Annotated in this window: 14 protein-coding genes; 7 read left to right on the top strand and 7 right to left on the bottom strand. The window is 63.6% G+C overall.

The window, feature by feature from the left end; all coding sequences use genetic code 11:
- Nucleotides 1-176: 176 nt before the first annotated feature.
- From NMP03_RS15385 to NMP03_RS15365, 5 genes are all read right to left on the bottom strand, one after another.
- Nucleotides 177-2,105, bottom strand: coding sequence for a UvrD-helicase domain-containing protein (locus NMP03_RS15385; protein WP_256506367.1), 1,929 nt, complete (start codon nucleotides 2,103-2,105; stop codon nucleotides 177-179).
- On the bottom strand, nucleotides 2,102-4,153 hold the full coding sequence (locus NMP03_RS15380; RefSeq protein WP_256506366.1) for an ATP-dependent nuclease: 2,052 nt from the start codon (nucleotides 4,151-4,153) through the stop codon (nucleotides 2,102-2,104). The genes NMP03_RS15385 and NMP03_RS15380 overlap by 4 nt, the downstream gene beginning before the upstream one ends.
- A gap of 153 nt (nucleotides 4,154-4,306) precedes the next feature.
- Nucleotides 4,307-6,274 (bottom strand): DUF3732 domain-containing protein, encoded by a 1,968-nt coding sequence (locus NMP03_RS15375; protein ID WP_256506365.1) that lies wholly within the window; start codon nucleotides 6,272-6,274, stop codon nucleotides 4,307-4,309.
- Complete coding sequence (locus NMP03_RS15370; protein ID WP_256506364.1) at nucleotides 6,274-6,783, bottom strand: three component ABC system middle component; 510 nt, start codon at nucleotides 6,781-6,783, stop codon at nucleotides 6,274-6,276. The genes NMP03_RS15375 and NMP03_RS15370 overlap by 1 nt, the downstream gene beginning before the upstream one ends.
- Nucleotides 6,780-7,949, bottom strand: coding sequence for an ABC-three component system protein (locus NMP03_RS15365; RefSeq protein ID WP_256506363.1), 1,170 nt, complete (start codon nucleotides 7,947-7,949; stop codon nucleotides 6,780-6,782). Before NMP03_RS15365 ends, NMP03_RS15370 begins: the two co-directional genes overlap by 4 nt.
- Before the next feature lie 354 nt (nucleotides 7,950-8,303).
- Between NMP03_RS15365 and NMP03_RS15360 the strand changes: the two genes are divergently transcribed.
- Nucleotides 8,304-8,870, top strand: coding sequence for a hypothetical protein (locus NMP03_RS15360; protein ID WP_256506362.1), 567 nt, complete (start codon nucleotides 8,304-8,306; stop codon nucleotides 8,868-8,870).
- 304 nt (nucleotides 8,871-9,174) lie between these two features.
- Here the strand turns inward: NMP03_RS15360 and NMP03_RS15355 are convergent, their stop codons facing one another.
- Together NMP03_RS15355 and NMP03_RS15350 are read right to left on the bottom strand one after the other, a co-directional pair.
- Nucleotides 9,175-10,098, bottom strand: a complete 924-nt coding sequence (locus NMP03_RS15355; RefSeq protein WP_256506361.1) for a HEPN domain-containing protein — start codon at nucleotides 10,096-10,098, stop codon at nucleotides 9,175-9,177.
- Between the two features lie 60 nt (nucleotides 10,099-10,158).
- On the bottom strand, nucleotides 10,159-10,389 hold the full coding sequence (locus NMP03_RS15350) for a sigma factor-like helix-turn-helix DNA-binding protein (RefSeq protein ID WP_256506360.1): 231 nt from the start codon (nucleotides 10,387-10,389) through the stop codon (nucleotides 10,159-10,161).
- Between the two features lie 403 nt (nucleotides 10,390-10,792).
- On the opposite strand from NMP03_RS15350, the gene NMP03_RS15345 reads away from it, so the two are divergent.
- The 6 genes from NMP03_RS15345 (at nucleotide 10,793) to NMP03_RS15320 (ending at nucleotide 15,480) form a co-directional block, all read left to right on the top strand.
- Nucleotides 10,793-11,332: an RNA polymerase sigma factor gene (locus NMP03_RS15345; protein ID WP_256506359.1), complete on the top strand. Its 540-nt coding sequence runs from the start codon at nucleotides 10,793-10,795 to the stop codon at nucleotides 11,330-11,332.
- Nucleotides 11,329-12,360 carry a FecR family protein gene (locus NMP03_RS15340; RefSeq protein ID WP_256506358.1) on the top strand — a complete coding sequence of 344 codons (1,032 nt, stop codon included), beginning with the start codon at nucleotides 11,329-11,331 and terminating at the stop codon, nucleotides 12,358-12,360. Before NMP03_RS15345 ends, NMP03_RS15340 begins: the two co-directional genes overlap by 4 nt.
- Before the next feature lie 365 nt (nucleotides 12,361-12,725).
- Entirely contained in the window at nucleotides 12,726-12,851 is a 126-nt protein-coding gene (locus NMP03_RS15335) for a hypothetical protein (RefSeq protein WP_256506357.1), read from the top strand.
- A 54-nt stretch (nucleotides 12,852-12,905) separates the two neighbouring features.
- Nucleotides 12,906-13,556, top strand: a complete 651-nt coding sequence (locus NMP03_RS15330) for a lasso peptide biosynthesis B2 protein (RefSeq protein WP_256506356.1) — start codon at nucleotides 12,906-12,908, stop codon at nucleotides 13,554-13,556.
- 212 nt (nucleotides 13,557-13,768) lie between these two features.
- The gene (locus NMP03_RS15325) at nucleotides 13,769-15,331 is read left to right on the top strand and encodes an asparagine synthase-related protein (RefSeq protein WP_256506355.1); all 1,563 of its coding nucleotides are present in this window, start codon (nucleotides 13,769-13,771) and stop codon (nucleotides 15,329-15,331) included.
- A 23-nt stretch (nucleotides 15,332-15,354) separates the two neighbouring features.
- On the top strand, nucleotides 15,355-15,480 hold the full coding sequence (locus tag NMP03_RS15320) for a hypothetical protein (RefSeq protein ID WP_256506354.1): 126 nt from the start codon (nucleotides 15,355-15,357) through the stop codon (nucleotides 15,478-15,480).
- Nucleotides 15,481-15,528 lie beyond the last annotated feature (48 nt).

Genomic DNA, 15,528 nt, shown 5'->3' with positions numbered 1-15,528 from the left:
GATGCCACGATGGAGGTTCTTGCGCGGACTGCTGACTGGCGGCTTTCGGAGGAACACACGGGGATAACTGCCCTTCCCGGGCTGGCGTATCGACGTAAGCGCGGTGTGGCGCGTCACCTTGCCGGCGCCGATAGATTAGTAGTGGAGTGTCGCGCTCTACCGCGCCTTTGTATGCGCTAAACCCTAATTTGTCGGACCCCGGCCTTGTCGAGCAGGTCGAAGATCTCACGAATCTTGGCGCTGCGATCATAGCCGCACCGCGTCATCATCAGCCGTTCGCGGGCGCGGGAGGCGGCCACGAAGAAGGTCGAATGACCCTCGACGGGATCCTTGTCGAAGCTCCACCATTCGGAATCGTTGAGGCCGAGTAGCATGACTAGGTCGTATTCGAGACCCTTGCTCTTGGTGATCGTCATGAGCGGCGTCTGGCCCACGCCCCGGAAGCGTAACAGCAGATCTTGCCACGATCCGGGCTGCGCTGCGCATTCGGCGAGGAAGGCCGATGTCGCGGCCCGGATGCGGACGAACAGGTCGCCGGTGCCATATTGCGGCGCGACTCCGCGCAGGCGCTCCAGCCCAAGAAACGCTTCGATCGCGGCGATCTTGGCCGCGATCGCCCCGGCCGTCATCTGCTCGGTGGCACCGATCTTGTGGGCGCGATGGAATTCGTCAAGGCGCAAGGCAAGCTCGCGCTCGACCGCCTCCTCGTCATCGAGCGTAAGGTTGGCGACGGCGGCAGCGTGGCCCATCGCGACATTCCAGAGAAGCCCGCCATGCCGACGGGTGAGCAGGTCGAGAAAGTCGATAACGATCTGCGAATAGCTTTCCGTCATGAGATCCTGGATCGACGCACCACCGACGTCGCGATCCTCATTGCGGAATGCCAGGCCGTGCGCATCGAAGCGGGCCTTGATCCGGGGCTCCCAGTCGACCGACTTCTGGCGCACCAGCAGGCCAATGCTGCGCGGGTCGACGCCCTCGGCGATCACGCCGGCGACGGATGCCGCGATCGCCTCGGCTTCCGCGCCCGCATCGTCGGCAACCATGACCGCACAGATCTTCTCGTCGGGCAGATCCGGGGCTGGCCGGACCGCGACGAAGTCGGGTTCGGCCGGGGCGAGGTGCGCCTTCAGCGTATTGAGGATCGCGACGATACGCTGATTACTGCGATAGTTGCGGGTCAGGCTGATCCTAGCGCGTGCGCCCGGCGTCGCCAGGAAATCGGCCTCGAACGCGGCAAAGGCGTCCATCCGTGCACCGGCCCAGCCCATGATCCGTTGCTTGTCGTCGCCGACCGCGGTCAGCTTTGCCGCCGAGCCTTTGAAGATCGATTCGATCAGGCCGTACTGGACCGAGGTCGTGTCCTGAAACTCGTCGAGAAAGACATGGCCATAGGTCGCACAGATCGCCCGCCGCACTTCCGGATTTGCGTTGACGATCGCCTGAGCGAGCCGGCCGATCATTGCGAACCCCAGCATCGGCGCCGGACTCACCAGCGCGGTGCGCAGTTGGACCAGCTGGAGAAACGCGCCGTAGCTGCTGATGTCGAGCGGATGCAGGCACAGCGACTGGACCGACTTGTAGAAGGCATCCATCGTCACCCCGTGGATCCCGCTCGGCTCGGGCTGCTTGCCGATCAGCGTCTTGGCCCAATGAGCGGGGTGGCCGGGCCGGTCGAGGCCATCCGCGGTCGACCGCTGAAGGTCCGCGAGGTATGCGCTTTTTAGGAAGGGCGCGATGCCATAGCCGCCGGCCAGCGCGACATGCTCGGGCAAGGCGCGCCAGAAGCGGTCGAGCAGCTGCTTGGCAAAGGCGTCGAAGGTCATCGAATCGAGGCGCCGGGCAAGCGCCGGACCGCAGCGACGCCCGACACGGTCACGCAAATTGGTCGCGGCGTCACGCTTGAAGCTGATCGCGAGAATGCGCCGCGGATAGATGCATGTTCCGGTCTGGAAGAGATAGGCGGCGCGCTGGCCGAGCAATTCGGTCTTGCCGGTTCCCGGGCCGGCGACGACGAGCGCGCTGCCGCCGGAGCGGACCGCCGCGAGCGCCGCGTCCTCCATCTCGCCGACGCCGATGGGTACCCAATCGGTGGCAGAGATCATGCCAGCGGCGCCTCGAGCGATGCTTGGACGTGCTTGATCAGCCGGTATAGGACCGGCGGACAGGCTAGCTCGATGTCGAGATCATCGAGCTCGCCCAGCGCGGCGAGATGCACCGCCGGTTTGCCGCGTGCGCCGAGAAATAGATAGGCGTACCAGGGGAACAGCGCTCGCTCGGGCAGATTGGCATAGGCCGCGAGACTGAGGCCGCCATCGCCGAGCACACGCTTGCCAGCGGCTTCCTGCCGGGCGGGATCGTCGCAGTTCTGCGGGCCGGTCGCCCCCTCTGGCAGCTTCTTATACGCGCTCTGGAACGCCGACAGCATCAGCATGTCGAGATCGAGCGGCCCCGACATGAAGATGCCCTGGCCCTCGAACGCCTTGCTCCAGTTGGTAAAGAAACCCACATCGACCTTGCCGCCCTCAGGGACGACCGGACGCACATTCGACAGCGCAGCGGCGACGTCCTGACGCTCCACTTCGGACAGCAGGCGCGACGAGTCCTGCAGCGCCTTGGCCACGGACTTGAACTGGAGGTTGTCGCCGGTGCTCCGGCCGAGATCGAGGTCGAGCAGGGTGGTGTGCGGGATGCCGAGCTGCTCGACGAGCCGCCAGAAATGCTGGATGTGCCTGCCGCCGATCGGCACGATCGCGACGAACGAACGGTCGATTGGAATGCCGTGCGCCTCGGCGAGGCGCGGGATCACGATCTCCTCCGATGGCCCCTCGCCGAAGATCGCGTGGCGTGCGAAGTAGATTTCGGGATGCGCGCGCACTGCCTCGCGGACGAACTTGGCAGCATCGGCGTCGCCGATGGGGAGCGCGAGCCTAGCGACATGCGAGATGCCCGTCCCATGGACGCGGCGGACATGGCGCACCGCGGTCGGTTCGATGCGGCCGACGATCGCCGGGGCGTGGCTGGTGACGACACCTTGGACACGAGCCGTACCCGTAAGGCTCGCAAGCTCGGTGAGTAAGCGCGACAGGAAAAAAGGCGAGAGGTGGTTTTCCGGCTCCTCGAACGCGAAGATTGTCAGGGCCGGCGCCCGAGAGAACTCGGGCTGGAAGGGTGGGTTCGCGCCGCTCGCGACTTCGCCTTCGAGCTCGAGGCGGAGGTCGAGCAACGCCTTGACAAGAGCGAAGTGGAACAGCGAGCGCTGGCCGTCGCTGAGCTCCTCCACCGCCATCGGGCGGCCGGTCGCGGATGGATTGAGCATGATCGTCGCCGAGCGGACGATCTGCTGGAGATCGGGCGCCAGGACCGACAGCCGAGCGACCGTCCCGGTTTCGGCGGTGTTGAGCTGCGACCAGCACGCATTGATCGCCGTGTTAACGCGCTTGAGGGCGCCTTCCTGATCGAGTTCGCCCGAGGCCTGCGCGATCAGCGCGTCGATCTGCTCCTTCTTCTCCCATTTGATCGCCTTCATCAGGCTGCGCCCGAGGCTGCGGACCGTCAGCTGCGTCAAGGCGGTGATGTCGCGCGATGCGGGAATATAGCGGACGAGCACATGGCCGCGCTCGCTGACCGAGACCTTCTTCTTGATCAGCGGATCGCCGTCGCCGAACGGCACGTCCCCGGCGCCAAGGATCCAGTACAGGGATTCCTCGACGATGCCGTCGAGCGTACCCGCCAGCTGCCAACTGGCCTCGAGGCGCATGCGGACATAGGGCGACGCGCCCTCGCTCTCGACCACCATATGGCGAAAGGCGGGCGGCACGGTCTTGTCAGCGTCGTCGCCCTCGGCCGCGAGTTCCGGAAAGTGCAGCACCGCCTCGATGAACAACCGGCGGAGCGGCTGGGTCTCGAGCCGCTCGTTGGGGGGTACGAAGAAATCGGATGGCTGGACGCTGCGTTCGTCCCGCGTCTCGCCGAACAGTCGAAGCAGCGCCTGGATCAGCGCACTTTTGCCCGCACCGTTGCGGCCGATGAAGACGCTCGTCTCCGGTTCGAGGCTGACGTCGGTCGATTGCGGACCTAGAAAGAGCTCAAGGTCGGGGTTGCTGGAGGCGAAGCTCCGAAAATTCCACAGCCTCAGCAATTCAATATGCACAGCAAGCTCCCAGGTTTTCTGCTAACTAATCTGCTTCGCCGTATAAAATGGCGCTAGAATAACGCCTTGCTGGCTCCTGGGCTATGTACGTGGTCTGATATTTTGTTTCGGCGACCCCGACTGAGATCCGATCACGAACGAGCCGACGTCGCCCTAGTCTGCTAACCAGTCCACAGGAACGAGCGCGCGGTCATACCATTCTTCAGTCAGTATTACGCCATCGATCCCGCCCCAGACTTCCTCATCGGCGTGATCGAGCACTATGACCTGCAGGCGCGTGTTAGCGGCTCGGACTTGCTCTCCGAGAAGTTTGAATACCTTTTGCACCGCCACCACATCCTGATCTCGCCAGACGACCGGATCATCATCGTCACGATTGCCTCCGGCCGCACGCCGCGGGAAATACACCTGACTCGGCTGATCATAGATGAGCAGACCCGGCACGGGATGATGCGGCAGAGCAAGGAAAAAGGTCTGCAGCGCTAGCGTGAGGGCCACGTGATAGGCAAGCCAGTTGGCGCCGCTACCGATCTCCCACAGATAATCGTCACGCGTCCCACGGACGACCTTCACGGTGAGATCATCGACCATCAGGCGGACCGGTGCGTTAGGCCATTCCGCGTCGAGTTTCGGCACGAAGCGTCCTGTCTCCGCCTCAACACTGTCCACGGCGTTGCGCATCTTGCGGGCGATCTCGCTCTCCGAAACCACCTTTTGCAATTCGGAGATCTGCCTTTTAAGTCCATCGATTTCTTGACGAAGCCCGGCCGATTGATCCGTCCGATCATAGAGAAGGAGCGCTTGCTCGAGGCGGCCGAGGAATCTCTCCATGCGATCGAAGCGATCGATAGTTTGCTTGGCTTGTGACGAATTCTTCTCGAGAATGCCTATCTCGCGTCGAATCCCGTTGAGACGCACGAGCAACGTTTCGGTAGCCGCACGAAGGCGAAGCACTTCCTTGTCGAGGGTATCCGAGACGCTGGGGTGCGTCCTCAACCTGACCTCAAGTGCAGCAAGCGCATCGCTCAGTTGAAGGACCTTCTTGCGACCACCTTCCCCGAGCATGGCGAGCGTGTCGTCCGGTCTGTCCGGCGGCAGCAGCCCTCTCATCCATTCGGACAGCGAGAGACGATCACGCTGGATGCGGATCGCGCTGCCATAGGCGTCGCTGCTCTCGATCAGCCGGCGCAACTCGCCCAGTCGCTGGCGATGCTGTGTCAAGTCGGCAGATACCTCGCTCTCCTGCGTCCTGAGGGCCTGAAGCTGGGTCAATGCCGCGTCGATACCCTGGATGCTCGGATGTGCCGCGGCGGCGTTCGACGAAACCACGCGTCGAAGTAGGTCCAGAATGTCGGGCCATTCCATTGGAATTACCTGATTTGATGGCAATAGGCCAAGTTCGACTGCCTGCCGCAACCAAGTCTGTGCCTCCTGCCGCCACGTGTTTCCCGCGCTTACCAGCGACCTCAGGTCGATTTCTCTCCGTCGGAGAATTCGCCCAAGCCGATCAAGTTCGTAGCGCGCCTGGAGAACCTCGGCCGTGACCGCCTGGAGTATGTAGGGGAAGATCGTCTTCAGCTTCTCGCGATGCTCGGTGGTGTCCGCTTTGAAGAACATAACGTCGGGATTGGCGACAATGTTCTGCGGCTGGAACGTGAACGCCATGAGGTCACGGAAGCTCGGCCGGGACTTATACCCGCCGTCGGTCTCAGGCTCGAAATCGAGATTGGTGAGGCCGGCAAGCCGATTGAGCATTGCCTTCACGATAGGGACAGAGCTGTCCTTTCTCTCGATGCTGTGCGGCACGGCGATATCGTCGCCTTCGATCAGCACCATGTCGCGCGTGCCCTGCTGATCCCCGGGCTCCCGGCGGGCGAGCAGCTTCTGTCCCTCGATCGTATCGATGACAATGCCGAACCAGCTGCAATTCTCCCGGATCACCCCAACCGGGATCGCGCACTTGTCGGACGCCAGGCAATAATCGACGATCGGGATGACCGCCGACTTGCCTGTCTTCGACGCTCCGCTGATCACGTTGACAACGCCGGGCGTGAAGGTGACAACCCTCGGTTCCCCGTCATCGCGAGGCCACAGGATCAGCTTTCGCAACTGGAAATACATTAGAAGTCGATCCTGAGAGTGGACGCTATCTGCGCCAGGCCAAGCCTCGAGAACCAATAGCCAATCTTGCCTGACGCCGGCCCGAAGCCCTTGAGCCGTTCCGGCAGGACCGGTTTTTTCACGTCGAGCAGATCCTGTGGAAAGGCGTGGATCATCGCGGCCCCATAGTCGACGCGTACGAGCCGTGTTGTGGCCGCCATTCCGATCGACTGCAGACTCAGAGCCCGCAGCTGGAGAGTCCTTCCATGCAGAGCCATCAGAGCCTCGCGGTCCTTGTCGAACTTGGCCGCGAAGAGGGGAAGTCCCGACGCCTTCCGCGTGGACGCGACTTCATCGAAGGTCCGCCGGTGGAGCAGAAGCGGCAGGACCAAGAAGGCAAGTGCGATCGGGGCGTCGTCGACGCCGTCCTCCTGATAGCCGAGCGCGAAATGCCAGATCAGGAAGGCGCCAAGTGCCGGGTTCTGGACAATGTCCAACTCGTTGAGCCCGGCTGCCGTCGTGAGGCTCATCCGACGTCGTCACTCAAGAGCGTCTTATATTCCGGATGCCAGCCAAGCCGTCGGCGATCGGCGAGATCATTGAAACTACCATGGACGAAGTGACCGGGCACAACGCGCCCTTCTAGCGGCGCCTGGTGACCGGCGCAGCAGCGATAGGCCAACCGACCTTGGACCTCGGGAGGTTTGGTACCGTGAAGATCTGCAACGTCACCGCGCACCAGGCTATGCCGGTGGACGAGGCCATCATCCCATTCATCAAGGCTGCCCGGGAAAATGAAGCCACGGTCGGCCCATTCGGCCTTGTCGGCTGAGGCACGCAGGAAATCGCCGACAGCGCGAAGTTGGTCATCATTGCTGGCTTCGACAAGTTCGAGTTGCCTAATGAAGATGGGGCGCGTCGACATGATGTCGGTTACCAGATCTTCGGTCGGCGCCTCGCTCAAGGCGGGCAGGAAACCCGACATCAGGTTCTGGCGCAGGAACGCGCCATAGGCTTGTTTGAATGTGTCCGCATCGAGGATTGGTGTTTCGCCGCGTTCGATAAGACGATCGAAGGCCTGCTTGGCCTGACCGATACCCGAGCGACAAAGAAGGTCGATCACGCTCTCGGGGACCACCGGCCTCAATCGGGTCCGTATCACCTCCAACGGCTCGGGTGCATCGCTCTCCAACTCGAAATTAGCGATGATCGCAGTCTGCTGTTCCTCTGTCGCGTCGAGCAACGGCTGAAGATAGCCTACACAAGCCGGAGCCTCTTTAAGTTTGGCGAGCTTCTGCCTGACGGTGGTGATGACCGTCGCGACGTCCCCAGGCGTTCCCGCCAAGGATAGCGCTCGCGCCAGTTCGCCGTTCTTCTTAGGTACAACGTAAAGACGAAAGCGCGTCTTGCCGGCCTCGCATTCACCCGCCTTCAACATCGTCAACCAATTGTCGACGGCCTTCCAAAGGTCGTTCGCCCAATCTGAGATTGGATTCTGTTTGAGGGCACTCTTTGTCTGTTCGAGGCATAGGGTGCCATCGGCGTAATGAACCGCCACATCGTCCAAGAACTCAAGTGATACCTTGGCGCCCTTCGCCGCAGTGAGCAGATGATAAAAGGCACGAACCGGTTGGAGAGCAAAGCCGAGATACTGTCCCGGAGCGCTATGCCTCGCTGGTTTGGTCTCGATGTTCATCGCGTTAGCCCCCGGACCGATGCTTCGCGACTCCTCATGGCGCGGTCAAGGGCACAGTGGTGCACCGCCGATGATATGGGTCGGTCGGTCTTCTGCTGGACGCTGATGACAACGGGGCTGCATCGAACTTCGCGCTAGTTGGCATCGGCAGGGAATCGATTGCTGAGCATCGAGCCTCGGAACGACGCAACCCACAGTATCGGTTCCCGGCTAATCCAGCATTAATCCGTCAATTACTGACTCGCCAGCACAGGTTCTTGTAGCCGTTGCAAGACCCTGTAAGATCCAGGCGCGTTTCGGCCGAAAGCCTGAGCGCTGTGGCGGAAGCCGCGATGATCCTGACAAGGAGCAAACATGATGACACCATCGATATATTCGCAATTTTTAGCATGTCTGTATGATCAGGCTGAACCCGTCGGTGACTTAGGCCGCGGCACCCACTATTCCGTGTTCCGCAGCGTCGAGTGGCGCGACCTGGACGGCGACTTCCGCGACAGCGGACGCTTCCATGATTTCGCCATCGTTTGGGACGAGGACCACGACACCCGCGTGATCGCCTTCGCCGAGCAACTACACATGCACGGTCTGCTATGGCCGATCGTCTTCATCGGCGAGCGGAAGGGGATGCTTACCGTGCTGCTTTGGCGTGACGTCGATCCGGTGCGAGAGCGTTCGGACTGGTTTGACGTAGTGAAGGAGTTGGCCGAGAATGCGGTCGAATGCGACGTGTGGAAGGCAGACTTCGGGCGGTTCCACCGTGATCCCGCGAATCGCCAGTGCCTGACCGAGCCAGCGGGCATCATTAGCGACAGCGACGAATTAGTCGTGGCTTATCTGCAGGTAATCGACGTGCTGTGGCAGTTGGGCGAAAAAAAGCGTGCCGTCTACAAACCGATCACGCTGCCTGTAGGTATCATCTGAGGCCAATCTTGAGAAGCCGCGCATCCATACGACAGCGCGCTAGCCATATAGATGAACGACCGATCTTAGGGCGCGCCGCTCGGTCACTGAGTGACCGACATTGGCGCGAAGCTGCCGTTGCGTGAGTAATGAACAAAAGGCCGCGTACACCATACGTGAGCCCAAAAGGGGCCAGTCCGGGTTCGACCCATTTTGCCCGCCAACGCAGAATTACTGAATGGCGGCCTTCGGGCTTGGCCGACGGCTCGGCGAACGGAAATAGTTGGTGGGCTTAGTTGCCATGTAGCAGAAAAACACTTTCGCCTCAGGCTGCGGAACTGCGTTCGAGCGCGGCGATATGCTCCTCGCAGATGAGTTGCACCGTGAGGCCGAGCACTTCCACGCGTTCACTGAGCCAGGACAATTCTACCTCGGTGATTCGGTAATGCTTGGAGTAGCGCGCCTTCACATAGGCTTCCTTGAGCTTTTCGAAGCGTCCGCGGTCGGCGCGGGTGTCGCGAGGCCACGCATCAATCAGACGCGGATCGATCCGCTCCGCCTGGGTGCGGAGGAAGCCTAGGTTATGAACATGCGGCGTGTAGAACGTGCATACCAGCAACACGCAGTGGTAGTAGCTCTCCGTAGCCTGATGCAACAGGAAGGCTGCCTTCTTGTTCCAGCCGCGATTGCCACTGAAGCGGGCGGTGGCGAAAAATTGCTCTCCGCTAGGCAGCCACTCACCGAAATATTCCTGGGCCATCGCCAGCGCCTGCTGCTGTGTCTTCGGCTTAGGCTCGTGCAACTCGGTGCCGTCGCTCTCGTAAAGCGCGATCCCGTCCCGGGCGACGTCGATGAAGAAGTATCGGCCATGCGCCAGCCCGTCGTTCACCTCATGCAGGGTGTGGACAATGAAGTTGACCGGCGTGCGCAGCGTCTTCGTGACTGCCAGTTCGCGGTTGAGCCGATCCTCGGCGGTGGACCAGAAGGCTGCACGGTCGGTGAGCTTCTCGTGGTTGACGATGATTAGCAGATCGAAGTCAGACTGGTATCCCTTCGCAGTATGCGGCTCGTCGACCCAGCCACCGCGCGCATAGCTGCCGTAGAGGATCACCTTGAGGATGCGCGCCTGCCGCTTCCAGTCGACCGTGGCGGCGGCGGTGACGTCGCGGAATTCCTCGAACAGGATCTGCACCACGCGCTCGAGCTCGCGCTGCTTGGCGGGTGGCAGATGATCGAGATCGGTGCGCATCGGTCGAATCCTAGAGCGCCCAGGCGGGGATGCAACCGCGGGAAGGCCGATCAAGCCATTTCAGAGCGGTCCGTCATCAGCACTACCGCTTGGAAGGTGGCGGGCCAGCAGGACGAGGGCATTAGCGAGCAGCCGCTCGACCTCGAACACGCTGATGGCGAGCCGGGCGGCCACCGCTGCGTAGTCCAGTCCGTCGATGGCGTGAAGCCGGAACACCTGCTGTTCGGGCTCGGGCAGCGCTGCCACCCCGTCTCGCATGCGTGCAACCAGCCTGGCATCAACTTCGCTCATATCATCGCTCCCTTCAGCCGGCCCGGGGACCGGCGGCTACGCCCAGCGGGCGCGCTGGAGCGGAGGCCTGCACCGCAGGGCGGAGCGCAGCGGAGCACCCGGCATGGCCGGGTTGCGGGACGCCGCGGCGCGCCCGACAAGCGGAGCTCAGGCCCTGGCCAGCTGGGAGCGGGTGAGCCGGGCAATGCAGGTGTTGCGCATGCCAGTGAAGTGACGCAGACTCGAGCCGCAGCGCGGTTTCGAGCCGGCAGCCCGCTGCGGACAGACCGCCAGGCATCAAACGCTTCCGGCCATTTCGGTCGGCGGTAATCTCCGAGGCACCGCCCGGCACGAGACAGGCTCTCGTGCGATTGCTTTCCCCTGCCCGCGCTCCGCGCGGCGGCAGCCGCCCGCGGTAACGCGCATGCGGCGGCCCGATGACGAACTTGGCCAGTCGCCCGGAGGGGGCGGCAGCGACCAGGCACGCTTCGATGTCCTGTACCGCGAGCAGGCACCCCGCCTGCGGCGCTGGCTGGATGCGCGCGTACGATCGAGGGAGGAAGCCAACGACTTGGTTCAGGATGCCTTTGCCCGGCTGCTTGGCTCGGGCGCTCGCGACGGGCTGCGCCAGCCAGAAGCGTTCCTGAACCGGATTGTACGCAACCTGCTGATCGACCGGTCGCGCCGCGTGTCGAACCGCATACCGCACGTTCCGATCGACGAAATGAACGAACCTTCGACCCGCGCAACCCAGGAGGACGCCATCGAGTTGGCGCAGATGCGCGAACGCTATCGCATCGCCGTCGAAGCGCTGCCGCCGCGGACACGGCAGGTGTTCGTGCTGCACCGGGTGGATGGCATCGGCTACAAGGAGATCGCGACTCAACTCGGCATCAGCATCCGCACCGTCGAATGGCATGTCGGCGAGGCGCTGGTGCGGATCGGCAAGGACCTGGGGCAATGACCATCGCCGAGGGGCAAGAGGAAGACCGAGGCGAGGGACTTGCCCGCGAGGCAGCGCACTGGTTCGCGCACATGCGCAGCCCCGATGCCGAAGAGAGCCGCGCGAGGTTCGAAGCTTGGCTGGCGGAAGGCCCCGCGCACCGCGTTGCCTACAACCGCACCGCCGAGATATTCGCCATGGGCAAGCTCATAGCTGAACCTGCTGATTCCGTTCCCGCGCCGTCGCCCTCGCCGACCAGTACGCCGCGGGATAGGAGGTCGGTCGCGGCAATGGCGGCCTCGGTCGCGCTGGTGCTTGGCGTCGGCGGATGGATAGCGTTGCATCCCTCGGGACCGGCCCCGGGGCAGCGCGAAATTGCGGCAGGAGCCACCGATCGTCGCACGATCTCCTCGATCGGCGCTGAGGCGCGCGTGGTACGGCTCGCAGACGGCTCGACGGTGCGCCTCGGCAACCGGACGCTCCTCGACGTTGATATCGGCAGCCTGCAGCGAACGTTCCGGCTGCTGCAGGGGCAGGCGCGCTTCGAGGTGGCGCACGCGCCCCGTCCCTTCGTGGTCTATGCCGGGGGCGGCAGCGTCACCGCGCGCGGCACGGTCTTCGAGGTCGCGCTAAGCCGGTCGGGCAAGGTCGACGTAAATCTCGTGCAAGGCGCTGTCGACGTCGCCCTGCCGCGCCGGGCGGCAACCGCGCGTCCAGTAATACGCACGCTCTCCGCTGGCCAGGGTGTATCGTTCGCGGCGCTTGCCCCCGCCCCCGGCACTACCGCAAATGCGCCGGTGCCCACTGCGACCAACGTTGTCCGCGACTTCGAGGGGGTGCCCGTTGCCGAGCTTATCGCGCTGGCCAACCGCGGTGCCGCGCGTCCCATCCAGCTAGCCGACCCGACCCTTGCCTCCGAGCGCGTCTCCGGACGCTTCCGCATCGACGATACGGCGGTGCTCGCGCGGCGGCTCGGCGCGCTGTTCGGCCGGCGCGTAGAAGTGGATGCTGCAGACAAGATCGTGCTCGCGGCAGTCCAGGACAGGTAGCAGCCGAGGCTCGCAGCGGTCACGGGAAATGGCGGGGAGTGCGGCGGCCGACAGCCAGCGGAAAGACGCGGCAAGTCGCCAACGCCCTACGCCGCGTTGCAATTGCTTGTCGCACCACGGTGGTCGAGCCGGGCGGGAAAAGCACGCCTTGGAGCATGCGCCACCACCTTTAGCCACGAGGCCTGGACATAGTAGTGGCCACCCGGCCGTCAGCATAGTCGAACAACTATGTTGCCAAAGCGTATCTTGCGCGGTTCGAGCAAAACATTCGAATTATAAATGGATTATAACGTTCTCATAATCCACGCCTTTGCTACATTCGCACCTGTCATGGCCATGACGTTTCTCTCAAATGGAGGAATGCCATGAAGTACGAACATGAAAACACGATCGAACTCGGCGTCGTGAGCGCCGATACCAAGGGAAGCTCGATCGGCTTCGCCGACACCGAGGTTGGGCTCCAGCCCAACGCCGGCCTCAGCGACGACTGATCGGACGTGGCGCGTGCCTTCACCGGCACGCGCCTTTTCCCTGGAGGCTCCGCCATGTCCCTTACCCTGCGCGCAGGCCTGTCTTGGTGCATTTGTGCACGCCAGGCTGTCTTTCTCGACTTGCCACAAGATCGCTATTTCTGCCTGCCGGACGGGTTGGACGGGCTTTTCCAGCGTTGGGCTTCAGGAGAGACGATCGACGCCTTGAGCGGCGACGCCCTGATCACGGCCGGAGTCGCCAAAGCTGGCTCCGGGTCCCTCCCGATGGCTACCGAGCATCCGATCGCAACCCGCGACCTGGCGAGCGGCACCCGTAGCCAGTCACTTCGCGATACGCTTGGCGCGATCACCGGTCATCTGCGTGCGCGAAGGCGACTTCGGCGCCATTCCCTCGTCAGCCTCATGACCAACCATGTCGCGGCCGCGTCCGATCTTCCCGTCACGATACATGACGAGGGGATGCTTCGGAGGATTGCCGGCGCCTTCGCGACGAGCGCGATCGTCCTGCGCGCTGCCGACCAATGCCTCCCCCGCGCCATCGCCGCTCGGCGGCTGTGCCGTAAACGCAGGCAGGACGTGGCACTGATCTTCGGCGTGCGCCTTCACCCGTTCGCCGCGCATAGCTGGGTTCAGGCGGGCCACGCAGTCGTCGTCGGCGACCTCGAGCAGGTGCGACTCTATACGCCCATCCTGGTGGTCCGGTGAGGCCGCAATATCTCATCCTAGTCGCGCGGCAGCCTGGTCTGCTGGCGGAGGCGAAGCGCATCGCCGACTGCACCGGATTGCGCCTTGCTCGGTGCGCGCCAACACTTGCTGTCCTGGCGAACGAGGCCTGTAGCTGTCTTGACATTGACGAGCATGCTGCGGTGGTCGGGACCCTATTCCACCGTCATGGGCCGCCCCGTGCGATCACGGTCTTGAGCGACGCCAAGCGCGCCGCCCTTTCGCGCGACGGGACTCCCGCGCTGCTTCAATCCTATTGGGGTGGCTATGTGAGCGTGCGCGCCCGCGGCGAGTGCATCGAGCTTCTCCGCGACCCATCGGCGGCGCTTCCCTGTTACCGTGCCGAGCGAGACGGCACAAAGCTGTTCGCTTCGGATCTCGCATTGCTGGCGGCTGCGGGCAGCGAGACCGGGCAAGTTGCCTGGGATGCGCTCGGCCGGATCCTCTATTGTGCAGGCCTGCCCACGAGCGAGACCGCGCTCGCGGGTGTTACCGAGCTACGTGCCGGTGAAGTAATAGCGGTGGACGCCCGCTCCGAGCGGACGATCACGGGCTGGTCTCCCTGGGACTTCGTCGAACCAGGCGGCGGCGACTGCGCCGCGGGCGCCGTCCTGCTACGGCGCACTATCGAGCAATGCGTCGCAGCCTGGTCGTCGCCCTACCGGCGGCCGCTCGTCAGCCTATCTGGGGGGCTCGACTCCTCGATCGTCGCTGCGTGCCTGGCGCAATCTAGGCGCGAGGCAACCTGCCTGACCTTGTTCACCGATGATCCCGCCGGCGACGAGCGCGGCTTCGCGCAAATGGTCTGCGAGTCGGTAGGCTTGCCGCTGACCGAATGCCGCTACGATCTTGACGCCGTCGACTTAGGACGCGCGCTGGGATCGCACCTGCCGCGTCCCTCCGGCCGAGTGGAAGCCCAGCCCTACGAGGCGGCGCACCGAGAGGTGGCCGTGCGGGTCAATGCCGATGCCTTCTTCACCGGCAATGGCGGGGACAATGTCTTCGGCTATTCGCAGTCCGCCGCCGCGCTTGCCGATCGCGCGCTGCAAGAGGGGCCTGCCGCCGGTGCCTTCGCGACGCTGCGCGACATCTGCCGTCAGACCGGTGCCGGGCCTTTGCGCGTCACGCGCGCCGCGGTACGCATCGCGCGTCAGCCTCCAGGCTATCGCTGGAAGCCGAACCCGAGCTTCCTGCATCCGGAGTTGGTCGCCTCGTTGCGCGGCATGGCCTTCTCCCATCCTTGGCTTGCGCCGCCACCATGGGCGCTTCCGGGCAAGGCAGCGCATATTGCAGCATTAGTACGCGCCCAACTCACGCTGGAGGCGGATCGCAGCCGCATGGCGCCCTTGATCAACCCCCTGCTGTCACAACCCGTCGTCGAGGCCTGCCTCGCGATCCCTAGTTGGCAATGGCGAGAGGGCGGCCGCGATCGCGCCATCGCCCGCGCGGCCTTTGCCGGGAGGCTTCCGGCCGCCATCGTCGATCGCAAGGTCAAGGGCACACCCGACCCCTTCTGTGGCGAGATCGTCCAGCGCAAGTGCGAGGAACTACGCGCGCGGCTGCTGGACGGCCAGCTTGCCCAGCACCGAATTCTCGATCCGGGCGCGATCGAGGATACTCTCCGGCCGGGACGTCCGACCTCGGGAGAGGAGAATGTGCGCCTGCTCGAACTGGCGAATGTCGAGGCTTGGCTGGGTGCCCGGCCTTCGTATCCGTCCGGCGGCGGACCCGCCGTATATTCGGGCGCAGCTGGATAAACGACCACCATAGGAGAAGAGCAATGCGTATCGAAGACACCAATACGATCGAACTTGGGGTAGCCAGCACTGACACCCGCGGATCGACGATGGGGTTCTCAGACGGCGAAACAGGCCTGATGTGGCACCCCGGTCTCTACGACGATTGAAATGAGCGAGCGGGTGCTTCTGCACCCGCTCCCCCGCATGGGCGCGTT

This window comes from Sphingomonas qomolangmaensis (genome assembly GCF_024496245.1).
Taxonomy (GTDB): domain Bacteria; phylum Pseudomonadota; class Alphaproteobacteria; order Sphingomonadales; family Sphingomonadaceae; genus Sphingomonas; species Sphingomonas qomolangmaensis.
This window is presented reverse-complemented; position numbering and strand designations above follow the sequence as displayed.